14 protein-coding genes are annotated in these 13,815 nt (G+C 34.5%); 11 read left to right on the forward strand and 3 right to left on the reverse strand.

What is annotated here, in order from left to right:
- Nucleotides 1–50 precede the first annotated feature (50 nt).
- The 5 genes from VGE71_RS21765 to VGE71_RS21785 all read left to right on the forward strand — a co-directional run bounded on the left by VGE71_RS21765 (nucleotide 51) and on the right by VGE71_RS21785 (nucleotide 4,807).
- Complete coding sequence (locus tag VGE71_RS21765) at nucleotides 51–506, forward strand: hypothetical protein (RefSeq protein ID WP_331140203.1); 456 nt, start codon at nucleotides 51–53, stop codon at nucleotides 504–506.
- Nucleotides 507–644: 138 nt separating this feature from the next.
- On the forward strand, nucleotides 645–2,513 hold the full coding sequence (locus tag VGE71_RS21770; protein ID WP_331140204.1) for a U32 family peptidase: 1,869 nt from the start codon (nucleotides 645–647) through the stop codon (nucleotides 2,511–2,513).
- Nucleotides 2,514–2,748: 235 nt separating this feature from the next.
- A complete protein-coding gene (gene purT / locus VGE71_RS21775; protein ID WP_331140205.1) occupies nucleotides 2,749–3,909 on the forward strand; it encodes a formate-dependent phosphoribosylglycinamide formyltransferase in 1,161 nt (386 codons plus the stop codon).
- Nucleotides 3,910–3,911: 2 nt separating this feature from the next.
- Entirely contained in the window at nucleotides 3,912–4,232 is a 321-nt protein-coding gene (locus VGE71_RS21780) for a DUF6370 family protein (protein ID WP_331140206.1), read from the forward strand.
- Nucleotides 4,232–4,807, forward strand: coding sequence for a Crp/Fnr family transcriptional regulator (locus tag VGE71_RS21785; RefSeq protein WP_073407828.1), 576 nt, complete (start codon nucleotides 4,232–4,234; stop codon nucleotides 4,805–4,807). The genes VGE71_RS21780 and VGE71_RS21785 overlap by 1 nt, the downstream gene beginning before the upstream one ends.
- Before the next feature lie 82 nt (nucleotides 4,808–4,889).
- Here the strand turns inward: VGE71_RS21785 and aceA are convergent, their stop codons facing one another.
- Both aceA and aceB read right to left on the reverse strand, forming a co-directional pair.
- Complete coding sequence (gene aceA / locus VGE71_RS21790; RefSeq protein ID WP_331140207.1) at nucleotides 4,890–6,170, reverse strand: isocitrate lyase; 1,281 nt, start codon at nucleotides 6,168–6,170, stop codon at nucleotides 4,890–4,892.
- A 131-nt stretch (nucleotides 6,171–6,301) separates the two neighbouring features.
- On the reverse strand, nucleotides 6,302–7,903 hold the full coding sequence (gene aceB, locus VGE71_RS21795) for a malate synthase A (protein WP_331140208.1): 1,602 nt from the start codon (nucleotides 7,901–7,903) through the stop codon (nucleotides 6,302–6,304).
- 212 nt (nucleotides 7,904–8,115) lie between these two features.
- Between aceB and VGE71_RS21800 the strand changes: the two genes are divergently transcribed.
- The 4 genes from VGE71_RS21800 to VGE71_RS21815 all read left to right on the forward strand — a co-directional run bounded on the left by VGE71_RS21800 (nucleotide 8,116) and on the right by VGE71_RS21815 (nucleotide 11,918).
- Nucleotides 8,116–9,597, forward strand: a complete 1,482-nt coding sequence (locus VGE71_RS21800) for a helix-turn-helix domain-containing protein (RefSeq protein WP_331140209.1) — start codon at nucleotides 8,116–8,118, stop codon at nucleotides 9,595–9,597.
- Nucleotides 9,598–9,603: 6 nt separating this feature from the next.
- Nucleotides 9,604–9,957: a hypothetical protein gene (locus VGE71_RS21805; protein WP_331140210.1), complete on the forward strand. Its 354-nt coding sequence runs from the start codon at nucleotides 9,604–9,606 to the stop codon at nucleotides 9,955–9,957.
- 403 nt (nucleotides 9,958–10,360) lie between these two features.
- Nucleotides 10,361–11,077 carry a pirin family protein gene (locus VGE71_RS21810; protein WP_331140211.1) on the forward strand — a complete coding sequence of 239 codons (717 nt, stop codon included), beginning with the start codon at nucleotides 10,361–10,363 and terminating at the stop codon, nucleotides 11,075–11,077.
- Between the two features lie 307 nt (nucleotides 11,078–11,384).
- Nucleotides 11,385–11,918, forward strand: coding sequence for a YceI family protein (locus tag VGE71_RS21815; RefSeq protein ID WP_331140212.1), 534 nt, complete (start codon nucleotides 11,385–11,387; stop codon nucleotides 11,916–11,918).
- 236 nt (nucleotides 11,919–12,154) lie between these two features.
- Here the strand turns inward: VGE71_RS21815 and VGE71_RS21820 are convergent, their stop codons facing one another.
- Nucleotides 12,155–13,018 (reverse strand): helix-turn-helix domain-containing protein, encoded by an 864-nt coding sequence (locus VGE71_RS21820; RefSeq protein ID WP_331140213.1) that lies wholly within the window; start codon nucleotides 13,016–13,018, stop codon nucleotides 12,155–12,157.
- Between the two features lie 179 nt (nucleotides 13,019–13,197).
- Here VGE71_RS21820 and VGE71_RS21825 point away from each other — a divergent pair, with 179 nt between their 5' ends.
- Both VGE71_RS21825 and VGE71_RS21830 read left to right on the forward strand, forming a co-directional pair.
- On the forward strand, nucleotides 13,198–13,560 hold the full coding sequence (locus VGE71_RS21825) for a DUF983 domain-containing protein (RefSeq protein WP_331140214.1): 363 nt from the start codon (nucleotides 13,198–13,200) through the stop codon (nucleotides 13,558–13,560).
- A 73-nt stretch (nucleotides 13,561–13,633) separates the two neighbouring features.
- On the forward strand, nucleotides 13,634–13,815 hold a 182-nt coding region (locus VGE71_RS21830; protein ID WP_331140215.1), incomplete at its 3' end, for an acyltransferase domain-containing protein.

Here is a 13,815-nt window from a genome sequence, read left to right on the forward strand (position 1 = left end):
TATTGATTATTTTTGAAACTATAAGTAAATAATTTCAAGAAATAAAAATGATGAGTAAAAAAAGACTTTTAACTTTAACTCTGCCCTTAACACTTATCTTATTTGTACTCTTTACAAAATGGTGGATTGTTGATCTTATTGACGGACCGGACTATGTTATGTACGGATTTCCATTAATTTATAAAGCACCTGCATTTCACACTTCTCTAGCAGAACAATTTTTTATAGTAGAATTCTTTATTGATTTTATTATCTATTTTTTAATGGTCTTTACGCTATTATTTTTGATAGATAAACTTGGCTTCAAAATAAAATTAAATAAAAAACTACTTATTATCATTTATACAATAGCAACAGTATTATTTGGAATCGAAGTATTATTGGCAACAGTTCTTGAAACCAGTTTTTCTGTCAAACGAGATTTTGATATAGAGATAAAACAAACCGGATTTAAATTTTATTTCTCTAATAAAGAAAGAGATATTTACAATCAGTTGCATCAATAAACTAAAACTTAACTATCATCATTCCATATTAAGTTAACAATTTCAAAAAAATCGCTTCATCTCTAGCAAACTCAAATAATTTATTAGACCTTTGCACACTTTTTTTCGTGAATACCACAAAAGGCTAAAGTTTTAGAAATGAAGAAGAAAATAGAAATATTAGCTCCGGCAAGAGATTTAATCGGCGGAATGGCAGCTATTAACAGCGGTGCAGATGCAGTATATATTGGTGCGCCACAATTTGGAGCACGTTCTAATGCCAACAATTCAATTGAAGATGTTGCGGCATTAGTAAAATATGCGCACTTATTTAACGCTCAGGTTTTTGTGGTAATGAATACCATTTTATACGACAACGAATTAGAAACGTGTCGTGCCATGATTTGGGAATTATACGATATTGGTGTAGATGCCTTGATTATTCAAGATATGGCGATTATGGAAATGGACTTGCCTCCTATCGTACTTCACGCCAGCACACAAGCCAATAACCGCGACGCAGATAAAATAAAATTCTTGAAAGATGCCGGAATTAAACGTGTGGTTTTAGCACGTGAATTAAACTTGCATCAAATTAAAACCATCTACGATCATGCTGATGTTGAACTAGAATTCTTCGTAACTGGAGCATTATGTGTTTCATTTAGTGGAAACTGCTATATGAGTGTGGCAAACGGAGAACGTAGTGCAAACCGTGGTTCTTGCGCTCAAAACTGTCGTTTACCATATAACTTAATCGACGGAAACGGAGATACTTTAATTAGAAACAGTCACTTGCTTTCGATTAAAGATTTAGACGTTTCAGATCAAATTCCGAATTTGATCGAAGCCGGAATTGTTTCGTTCAAAATCGAAGGCCGTCTTAAAGATGTGGCTTACGTTAAAAACAACGTTTCTTATTTACGTCAAAAATTAGACAGTTATTTAGAAGGAAGCGACAAATACATCAAAGCTTCTTCTGGAAAATGTACTTACACTTTCGATTCTACTTTAAGCAGAACGTTCAACCGTGGTTATACCGATTATTTCGTAAACGAAAGACACGCCAGTATTGGTTCTTGGGAAAGTCCAAAATCAAAAGGGCAATATATCGGTAAATTGATCCGAACTATCGGAGACGCTTACGAAATCGAAAACGGTGAATTACTAAACAACGGTGATGGACTTTGTTTCATCAACGAAAACAACGAAGCCGACGGAATCTACGTAAACAAAGCCGAAAACGGAAAAGTGTATCCAAACGTTCTAAAAGAAATCAAAGACGGAACTTTTATTTACCGTAACAACGATACCGCTTTCATCAAAATTGTTGAAAGAGAAGACAGTGCCATCCGTAAAATCGGAACGACTTTATTGCTTACCGAAAACGAAAATGGTTTCGAGTTAATCGCAACCGACGAAGACGGAAACGTAAGCACAGTAAAATTAGAGCATGCAAAAGAGCCGACAAAAACTGGTGAATCAATCGAAGAAAACATTAAAGTTCAATTGGCAAAAACAGGTTTTACACCTTACAGCGCTGATGAAATTAATGTAATGTTCTCTCAAAACTGGTTCCTTCCTATTTCAAAAATCAACGAAATGAGAAGAAATGTTTTCGAACAATTATCAGAAATTCGTTTGGCAAATTACAAACGTGAAGAACACCAGTTGGTAAAAACGTCACATCCTTATCCAGAAACTAAACTGGATTTCATGTACAACGTTTCGAACAAAACAGCCCGTAAATTCTACGAACGTCATGGTGTTACCGAAATCGAAAAAGCATTCGAATTACAATGGGATCCAGGAAAATCTCGTGTAATGACAACCAAATATTGCATCAAATACGAGTTGAAAAAATGTCCAATTCACCAAAAAGATATCGTTGGTGTGAAGGTCAAAGAACCTTTGGTTTTAAAACAGGGCGAGTTAGAATACAAACTAAAATTCAACTGTAAACCCTGCGAAATGGAAATCTGGGAAAAAGATGCTGAATTTGAGATTGAAGAAGATCAATATCATTAATTTTTTACTGCTAAGGTTTTTACCGCAAAGACACAAAGTAATACGCAAAGTTCGCAAAGATTTTTAAATTAATCTTTGCGAACTTTTTATTTTACTTAAAAGCAAAACTTAGCGCTCTTTGCGTAATTCTTTGCGAGCTTTGCGTTTAAATTAATCTGCAAAATCAACAAACAAACTTTGCGGTTAAAAGAAGCTTTTTCTTTACTTTTACTACTCAACAATACACTACTCCAAAATGAAAATATTACTCCTAGGTTCAGGCGAATTAGGCAAAGAATTTGTCATAGCTGCACAACGAATCGGACAAACCATAATCGCAGTTGACAGTTATGAAAATGCACCAGCTATGCAAGTTGCACACGGTTTTGAAGTCATCAATATGCTTGATGGCGAAGCACTTGATCGAATCGTAGCCAAACACAAACCAGACTTCATCGTTCCTGAAATAGAAGCCATTCGCACCGAACGTTTTTATGATTACGAAAAACAAGGAATTACCGTTGTTCCTTCTGCGAAAGCGGCCAACTTTACCATGAATCGTAAAGCAATCCGCGATTTAGCAGCAAAAGAACTCGGATTACGAACGGCAAAATACCAATATGCAACATCAGCAGAAGAACTTCAAAAAGCAGTTCAGGAAGTCGGAATTCCGTGTGTGGTAAAACCATTAATGTCTTCTTCAGGAAAAGGACAATCGACAATCAAAACCGAAAGTGATATTGAAAAAGCTTGGCAATACGCTGTTGCAGGTTCACGTGGCGATGTTATTGAAGTGATTGTAGAAGCTTTTGTAGATTTCCATTCAGAAATTACGATTTTAACGATTACACAAAACGGCAATCCAACTTTATTCTGTTCGCCAATTGGCCACAGACAAGAAAGAGGCGATTATCAGGAAAGCTGGCAACCAGCTTTGGTTTCAGAAAAAGATTTATACGAAGCTCAAGATATGGCCGAAAAAATCACCGAAGCACTTGGCGGTGCTGGACTTTTTGGTGTTGAATTTTTCCTAACGAACGAAGGCGTTTATTTCTCTGAACTTTCTCCGCGTCCGCACGATACCGGAATGGTAACTTTAGCAGGAACACAAAATTTCAACGAATTCGAATTGCATTTAAGAGCGATTTTAAGTCTTCCTATTTTCGAAATTACTTTAGAAAAAGCTGGAGCAAGCGCTGTAATTTTAGCATCCGAAGATTCTACAAACCCAACTTTTACCGGAATTGAAAAAGTAGCTGCTTTACCAAAAACCGATTTCAGAATCTTCGGAAAACCAACTTCAAGACCTTACAGAAGAATGGGCGTTGTCTTAAGTCACGATACACTTTCTACACCAATAAATGAAGTAACAGAACGCGCTAAAGAAACTGCGAAATTAATAACTGTAAATTCTTAACTATGAAAAATATACTATTAGCGACTTTCCTTTTTATTGGAATCGCTGTACAAGCACAAAGCAAAAAGAAATTTGACAAACCAACAGTTGTAGAAGCTTCTTGTGGAGAATGCCAATTCGGAATGAAAGGCAAAAGCTGTGATTTAGCTGTCCGCATCGACGGAAAAAGCTATTTTGTGGACGGAACAACGATTCACGATCACGGAGATGCTCATTCAGAAAAAGGTTTTTGCAATGCAATCAGCAAAGCTTTAGTTACGGGAGAAATCGTAAACAACAGATTCAAAGCAACTTCATTTACTTTAATTGACGATAAAAAATAATGGCATTAATTCTTGAAAACATTGCCAAACACGTTTCTCTTACTCCAGAAGAACAGGCGCTTTTTTTATCTAAATTAGAAACCAACACATACAAAGCCAAAACGCTTTTATTGAATGCTGGCGAAGTTTGCAAACATTCATACTTCGTAAATTCTGGAATTTTAAGAAGTTTCAACATCAACGATAATATTGTTGAACACGTACTTTCATTTGCTTGCGAAGGCTGGTGGATGAGCGATATGTACAGTTTTTTTTCGCAGAAACCAGGACAACTTTTTATTGAAGTTTTAGAAGAAGCCGAAGTAGTTTCATTATCCAAAGAAAATCAGGAACAATTGTATCTTGAAATTCCGAAATTGGAACGTTTTTTCAGAATTTTAATTGAGAATTCATTAGTTGCGAATCAACAAAGATTAATGGATAACTTAAGCTTACCGGCAGAAGAGCGTTTTGAAAAGTTCACTAAAAAATATGGAACATTAGTTCATAAAGTTCCTCAAAAACAAATCGCTTCTTTCATTGGTGTTACACCTGAATTTTTCAGCAAAATGAAAGCTCGCCTTTTAAAGAAATAAAGTTTTCCGCCACGAATTCACGAATTATTTTTCTACAATCTTTGAAAATAAAAATTCGTGAATTCGTGGCGGAAAAAAAAAATTAAAATTGCTCAACCTCCGTAGAATGTTTCATTGCAGTTATTGAAGATCTTCCTATCATAACTGTGTTTTGAACGGCATCGAAATAAGAAGTCCCAACAAAAGCCTGATGTTTTACCGCTCTAAATCCGTTTTTTTGGAGAGCGAATTCTCTTTCCTGCAATTCAGAATATCCTGCCATGCCGCGTTCTTTATAGGCTTTAGACAATTCAAACATACTCGTGTTCAAAGCGTGAAATCCTGCCAAGGTGATGAATTGGAAACTATATCCCATTGCTGCCAAATCTTCTCTAAAAGTTTCCATTTCGGCAACTGATAATTTTGCAGCCCAATTGAAAGAAGGAGAACAATTGTATGCCAACATTTTATCAGGAAATTCTTTTTTCATTGCTTTTGCAAATTTTCTCGCATAATCTAAATCGGGATTACTGGTTTCCATCCAAATCAAATCGGCGTATGGAGCATAGCTCAAACCTCTTGCAATTCCTTGGTCGATTCCGTTATTTACATATAAGAAACCTTCAGCCGTTTTTTCTCCAGTTAGGAATTTACGATCTCTTGGATCTGCGTCACTTGTCAGCAAATTAGCAGCATCAGCATCTGTTCGGGCAACGATTAAAGTTGGAACTCCCATAACATCTGAAGCCAATCTTGCTGCAATCAATTTATTAATCGCTTCTTGTGTTGGAACCAAAACTTTTCCGCCTAAGTGTCCGCATTTTTTAGCAGAACTTAATTGATCTTCAAAATGAACTCCAGAAGCTCCTGCTTCAATCATAGATTTCATTAATTCGAAAGCATTTAAGTTTCCTCCAAAACCTGCTTCGGCATCAGCAACGATCGGAACCAAATAATCTTTTCTATCTTCAATTTTATTTACAGTCTGAATCTGATCGGCACGCAATAAAGCATTATTGATCTTTTTTACCACCATCGGAACACTGTTTACAGGATACAGCGATTGGTCTGGATACATTTCGCCCGCCAGATTCGCGTCAGCAGCAACCTGCCATCCGCTCAAATAAATTGCTTCTAAACCGGCATCCACTTCCTGAATCGCCTGATTTCCTGTTAAAGCCCCCAAACCCGCTACATAATCCTGACTTTTTAACTTTCTCCATAATTTCTCTGCACCCATTTTTGCAATAGAATGCTCAATTTTATACGATCCCTGAAGCGTCACTACTTCACTCGCAGTGTAAGGACGCTCTACTCCTTTCCATCTCGGGTTCGTAATCCAATCGTTAATCAATTCCTGAATTCTGTCTTCTGTTGTTTTCATAAATAGTATAGTTAAGTGTGGTTAGTGAGTATTCTGTAAAAAAATTAAAAATTGAGAATTAAAAATTAAAACCTTGTGTCCTAATCTGCCTTAGAAAATATTTTTAATTTTTAATTCCCAATTTTTAATTACTATAGGTATTTGTAACACGGAATCGTTAAGAAATCAACGAAATCTGCATTTACAACTAGTCTTTCCAAAACTTTTTCGGCTAATGGAAATTGCTGTTCTTCGTGTTTTTCTTCGCCTAATTCCGTTTTGATTTTTTGGAATTCATCCAAAGCCAATTCATGATAATATGTCAAGTCTAATTTTCGTCCATTATCCAAAATCACTTTGTTTTGAAGCCATTGCCACAATTGCGATCTTGAAATTTCGGCTGTAGCTGCATCTTCCATTAAATTATGCAACGCTGCTGCGCCTTGTCCGTTTAGCCATGAAGCCAGATACAGAACTGCAACATTGATGTTTTTTCGAACACCATTCTCTGTAATCAATCCAATTGGTGGTTCAATTAAATCTTCTTCCGTTATTTTGCGGTTTTCTCTTTTAATATGAATCTGATTCGGACTTGGCATTCCTTCATCAAAAACGGCTTTTGCTAACGGAACCAAATCTGGATGCGCCACCCAAGTTCCATCGTGACCGTTTCGAACTTCGCGTTCTTTATCAGTTTTCACTTTCGCGAAAGCGATTGTATTGGCTTCATCATTATTCCGAATCGGAATTTGCGCTGCCATTCCGCCAATTGCATGAATCCCACGTTTATGACATCTTTGAATTACCAAATTCGAATACGCATTCATGAAAGGCGAAATCATATTTACCTGATCGCGATCTGGAACAATAAATTTTGGATTCTTTCTAAACTTTTTAATGTAAGAGAAAATATAATCCCAACGCCCGCAGTTCAAGCCAACGATATGTTCTTTCAATTCGTAAATGATTTCATCCAACTGAAAACTTGCTGTAATAGTTTCAATTAAAACCGTCACTTTTATCGTTCCTCTTTTCAGTTTCAAATAATCTTCGGTAAAATCAATTACGCTGTTCCACCATCTTGCTTCCAGATAATGTTCTAATTTCGGAATGTAGAAATATGGTCCAGAATTGTTTTCTAAAAGCCTTTTATGATTGTGAAAAACATACAAACCAAAATCTACCAGCGATCCCGAAACTTCATTTCCTTCAATCAAAACATGTTTTTCAGAAAGATGCAAACCTCTTGGACGCACGATAAGTGCTGCGATTTTTTGATTTAAATGATACGATTTCTGTTTTACCAAATCGGTATACGTAATGGTTTTGTTCACCGCATCGATTAAATTCGTTTGTCCATCCATTAGGTTTTTCCAAGTTGGCGAAGTGCTGTCTTCAAAATCGGCCATGAAAGTTTTGGCACCCGAATTCAAAGCGTTGATAATCATTTTACGGTCAACTGGTCCGGTAATTTCTACTCTTCTATCTAATAAATCTTTCGGAATTTCTCCAGCTGTCCAATTGCCTTCTCTGACGCTTTTTGTTTCTGGAGTAAAAACCGGCATGACGCCCTGATCAAAAGCAACTTGTTTTTGCTTTCTTTGCAAAAGCAGTAATTTTCTTTGCGATTCGAATTTTTTATGCAATTCGGTAATAAACGCAGTCGCTTCTTCGGTCCAGATTTTTGGATAAGCAAGCTTTTTGTCGGCTAGGAATTCTATAGCCATTTCAGTAATCTCTAATTGGTTTTTCATAGCTGCAGATTTTAATTTCATTTTGATTAAAAAGTTTTTCTTCTCAATCCTTTTTTTATTTTATCAAAACCAATAAATCATAACTAACTCATAATTAATCCGTTTCGACAGTACAATGTTATAAAAAAGTTTTTTACAAAACAAGCGAACGTTCGCTAAATTTAAAAAATATTTATTTTGCGATTGTTTTTAGAATTTCTATATTTGACATTATGGATATCGAAAAAGACTATATAAAGCTGATTTTTGGGCTAAAACTGAAGCAAGTTCGCACACAAAAGAACTTGTCACTTTTTGGTTTAGCCAAACTGACTAATCTTTCAAAATCGTATTTGAACGAGATTGAAAAGGGGAAAAAATATCCCAAAACAGATAAAATTTTGCTTTTATGCGAACATTTGGATGTGACTTACGACCAAATGGTCTCTTTAAAACTCGATAACAACCTCGCTCCGATTGGCGAAATCTTAAAATCTGGAATTCTAAAAGAGATTCCGCTAGAACTTTTTGGAATCCAAGAAGCCGATTTAATTGACATTATTGCGAATGCTCCAGCGAAAGTCAATGCGTTTATTAGTACGATTATCGAAATTGCACAGCATTATAATTTAAGTCGTGAAAGCTTTTTTCTTGCCGCTTTGCGTTCGTATCAGGAAGCGCACAGCAATTATTTTGACGATTTAGAAGAGAAAGTAATTGCTTTTTCGAAGTCGTTTCAGATTAATTTGGATTCTAAAATCAGCATTGAAGAACTGGAAGCAATTTTAAAAGAAGAATACGAATATAAAATTGAAGAAATTGTTTTTAAAGATCAGGAAGCTTTAGAAGATTTACGTTCAATTTATGTTCCGAAAAGCAGAACTTTATTGCTTTCAACCGAATTAGACGATCCACAAAAGGCTTTTATTTTAGCTAAAGAAATAGCTTATAATTATTTGAAAATTTCAGATCGACTACTGACTTTCAGCTGGATTAAGTTTGAAAATTTCGATCAGGTTTTGAATAATTTTTATGCTTCTTATTTTGCTGGCGCTTTATTGTTGCCGAGAAAATTGGTTGTAAATAAAATCAATGCTTTTTTAGAAAATGAGAATCCAAAACCAGAAGAATTTGTTTCTTTAATTGAAAGTTTTGAGGTTTCCCCAGAATCTTTTTACCAGCGATTGACTAATTTATTACCGAAAGATTTTCAATTGAAAAACCTTTTCTTTCTGAGATTATCTCACAGAATTGGTTCTGATATTTATCAAATCAACAAAGAATTGCATATTACACATCAACAAGAACCGCACGCGAATGAAACCAACGAGCATTATTGCAGAAGATGGGTTTCCGTAAAAACAATTGATGAAGCCATTAGACAAAATAAACCTCATTTTTTTGATGCTCAGATTTCGAGTTATGCCAACAGTGGCAATGAATATTTGGTTTTTTCGTCGGCTACAAAAGATCCTTTCGCAGAAAATTATATTCGAAGTATTTCGGTTGGAATCCTAATTAATCCGACAATGAAAAAGAAATTTAAATTCATTGACGGAAAACCTTTGGTAAAACGAATTGTAGGTGTAACTTGCGAAACCTGCGCGGTACAAGATTGTTTAGAAAGAGCTGCTCTGCCGATTGTTTTGGAGAAAAAGAAACGCCATGAAAATACAGATGCGGTTGTACAGCAGTTTATGAATCAATACAGTTAGAATTTTATGCATTATTTATCTTTACTAATAGTTCTGCTTTCTGTAAACTTCAGTCAGAAAACGGAGAAACTTAATGGCCGTTATAACTATCTAATCGAAGACGAGAATCAATACATCCAAAAAGATAAAATTACTTTTAAGGATAGTGTTTTTGTTTTTGACAACAAATTTTTGCCAAAAGGAAAGGTATCTTATGGGAATGCCATACTATTGGATAATTTTATAAATATTGATTTAGTTATAACGATTCCGAAAGATCAAATTCAGAAAGATACTATTGAATTTTTTATGCATGATAAAAATGATCTTAATTACTTAGATGTAGTGACTGGAAAAGGGAGATTGATTAGAATAAAGTAGCTTATTTTATTTCTTACCACGCATTTTTTGTCCTTCCTTCTTCGTCGGAATGACAAGATTGTTGTTATTTCATGTAATATCACAAAACTTTGCGGAGTTACTTGTGGAGATCTCTCCTTCGTCGAGATGACAAACTATACGCTTACTTTCCGTTTAAACATATCTTCTTCTGAAAACAAAAACTTCTAAATTAGCCCCGATAGAAGTGGAAATCCTTTTGTGACGGGGTTCGGCACAAAAGATTGAAACGGATAGCGGGACTAGACGTCTTTTGAAAACTAAAATTTCTGCTTCAAAAAACTTAGAATCTTAGCACCTCAGAACCTTTCTTAACCTAGATTAAGTGCTTTTCCTTTACCATGACCATATCTTTGTATTATAAAAATAACAAAAGGACAAAATCATGGAAAATATAGTATTACACAAAGCAGACACAAGAGGAAACGCAAATCACGGATGGTTAAACGCTTACCATAGCTTTAGTTTTGCGAGCTGGTATAATCCAGACAGAATTCAGTTTGGAGCGCTTCGTGTTTTGAACGATGATACGATTGCTGCCGGAATGGGATTTGGAACTCACCCTCACGATAATATGGAAATTATTACGATTCCGCTTGAAGGTGATTTGGCTCATAAAGACAGCATGGGAAATACTGAAGTAATCAAAAATGGTGACATTCAAGTAATGAGTGCGGGAACTGGAATTCAGCATAGTGAGTTTAATCCGAATGCCGATGAACAGACTAAATTATTACAGATTTGGTTGTTTCCAAACAAAAGAAATGTTACGCCACGTTACCAACAAATTACTTTAAATGTTGCTGACAGACACAATAAATTATCTCAGGTTTTATCTCCAAATGCAGATGATGAAGGGGTTTGGATTCATCAAGACGCTTGGTTCAACATGGGGAATTTCGATGCTGGAATTTCTACAGAATATAAAATCAAAAAAGAAGGAAACGGAGTTTATGCTTTCGTTTTGAAAGGAAATGTAACCATCAACGGTCAGGAATTAAATTCTCGTGATGCGGTTGGAATTTCAGGAACGGATACTTTAAATATTAAAGCAAATACAGATGCCGAATTCTTATTAATGGACATTCCGATGAATTATTAATTCGAACAAAAACAATTAAATACCTGTAACGCTGAAACGATAATAAATCTGGAAACCAGATTGTTATCGTTTCTTTTTTTTTAACCTTTAATTGATAAAAAACAAAATAAGAAAGACTAATTTTATTAATAAGCGGATACCTGACAAATTTTAAAAATTTGTCAGGTCTATTCAAAACGGATTAAAATCTATTATTAAAATTTAACATTTTTCATTTCTTAATCTAGGTTAAGTGCTTCAGGACAACTGTCAACGTAACTTTGTCCTATCAAAATGAAACAAATTAATTATTTAAAAAAATAAAATTATGGCAACTACAAAATGGTCAATTGACCCAACTCACTCAGAAATTGGTTTTAAAGTAAAACACATGATGTTTACTAATGTTTCAGGAAAATTTGGAACTTACGAAGCTACAATTACTACAGACGGAGATAACTTCGAAAATGCAGCAATCGAATTTTCTGCTGATATCGCTTCTGTTGACACTGCAAACGCAGACAGAGACGGGCACTTAAGAAGCGCTGACTTTTTTGATGCTGAAAATCATCCAAAATTAACTTTCAAAGCTTCTTCTTTCAAAAAAATCAATGAAGGAAGTTACGAAATCACTGGAAATTTAAACATTAAAGGAGTTTCAAAATCAGTAACTTTTCCAGTAGAATACAGCGGAATCTTGACTGATCCTTGGGGAAATACTAAAGTTGGTTTAAGCATAGAAGGAAAAATTAATCGTAAAGATTGGGGATTAAACTGGAACTCAGCTCTTGAAACTGGTGGCGTTTTAGTTGGCGAAGAGGTAAGATTAAACATCGAATTACAATTCGTAAAACAAGCTTAATCTTTTGGTTTAGATTAGATTTAATTGGTTGGTTAAAAGCTCTGCGTTTGCTCGCAGGGCTTTTTTTATGTTGCCACGAATTGCACGAATTTGCACTAATTTTTTTTCTCAAAAAACGCTAAATATTTGCCACAGATTAAAAGATTTTCACAGATTTTTTAATCCAAATAATCCTTTAATCTGTGGCTATAAAAAATAATTCGTGGAAATTCGTGCAATTCGTGGCAAACAAAAACTTAGCGCACAGCATTTCTAAATTCTGTTGGCGACATTCCAGTTTGTTTTTTGAAGAATCTGGAGAAGTACGAGTAATCTTCGTAGCCGACTTTGAAAGCGACTTCGTTTACGGCTAATTGTTTGTCGATCAGCATTCTTTTGATTTCTAGAATAACACGATCTGTGATTACCTCAGTTGCTGTTTTTTGTAGAATTTCGTTGCAGATTCTGTTTAGATGTTTTAGTGTGATATTTAGTTTTTCTGCATAAAATGAAGGAAGTTTTTCGGTTCTGAAATATTCTTCTAAAAGCGATTCGAATGTATTGATTTTGATGTTGTACGAATGCGTTTGATGCGAATAAGTTTCATTGTATTTTCGCGCCACTTCAATATGAATGCAGTCTAGCAAATTCAATAATTTATCTAATTGATATTTATTATCTTGAACGTTTTCCTGAATCAGCAAATCGAAATACGGAAGAATTTTCGGAATTTCATTTTCTTCAAAAACCATTTCTGGTCGGTTGTGAATCGAATGATAGAAATTATAATCGTTGATTTTTTTCTGTCCGAAATATAAATTGTACAATTCCTGAGAAAAGATAATGACGAAACCTTCGATATCTTTAGATAAATTCCAATGATGCATTTGTCCAGGCTGAAGCACAAAAAGACTTCCTCTTTTGATTTCAAATTGATCAAAATCTACTTCATGCAATCCCGAACCTTTGGTGAAAAATACCATTAAATAAGAATCGTGTCGGTGTGGTTCTTCGACAAAACTGTGATTTTTTAAATGTTCTGCAAAAGTATTGACGTAAAAATCACGATGAATATCGTTACAACTAAAATTCTGAACACTATAAATCGGGTACCTTTTCATAGACAAAAAATATTTATTGCTTTCTGATTACAGAATACTATTATTCGATTTGGATTTTGGAATTTATATTTTGAAAATTCAATCAAAAATGTCTTTATTGTGCTATAATAAGCGAAGATATAAAAAAGACTTTTATAAACCTCTGAATTACCTTTGTATAAACAAAAAATAACAAAGTCATGTCAAACGCATTAACTCATATTTTAAGCAACGAATGTCCTATTTGTCATAAAGGAAAAGTTTTTACAGACAAAAATATTTTTTTCAATTTCAGTTTTCCAAAAATGAATGAATACTGCAGTCATTGCCACTATAAATTTCAAAAAGAACCTGGTTACTTCTTTGGCGCCATGTATGTGAACTACGGATTAACAGTAGCGCAGGGAATTGCAACGTATTGCATTGCACAATATTTTTTCGAAACCAACTTCGATCTAAGAATTCTTCCTATAATTGCTGTTGTCATTACTTTACTCACTCCTTTTAATCTTAGATTTTCAAGATTAGCATGGATTTATATGTTTAAGGGTTATACGAGCTAAAAAAATAGTACTTTTGCCTTCCAATTGAAACTAATTTTCAATTTTAAAAAAAAGTAAAAATTAAATTAGACAAATGAAAGCATACGTATTTCCGGGTCAAGGAGCGCAGTTCACAGGAATGGGTAAAGACCTTTATGAAAATTCGGCTTTAGCCAAAGAATTATTCGAAAAAGCTAATGAAATATTAGGTTTCAGAATTACAGATATCATGTTTGAAGGCACTGCCGAAGAACTAAAAGAAACTAAAGTAACACA

The sequence above is a fragment of the Flavobacterium sp. genome (genome assembly GCF_036405015.1).
Lineage (GTDB): Bacteria > Bacteroidota > Bacteroidia > Flavobacteriales > Flavobacteriaceae > Flavobacterium.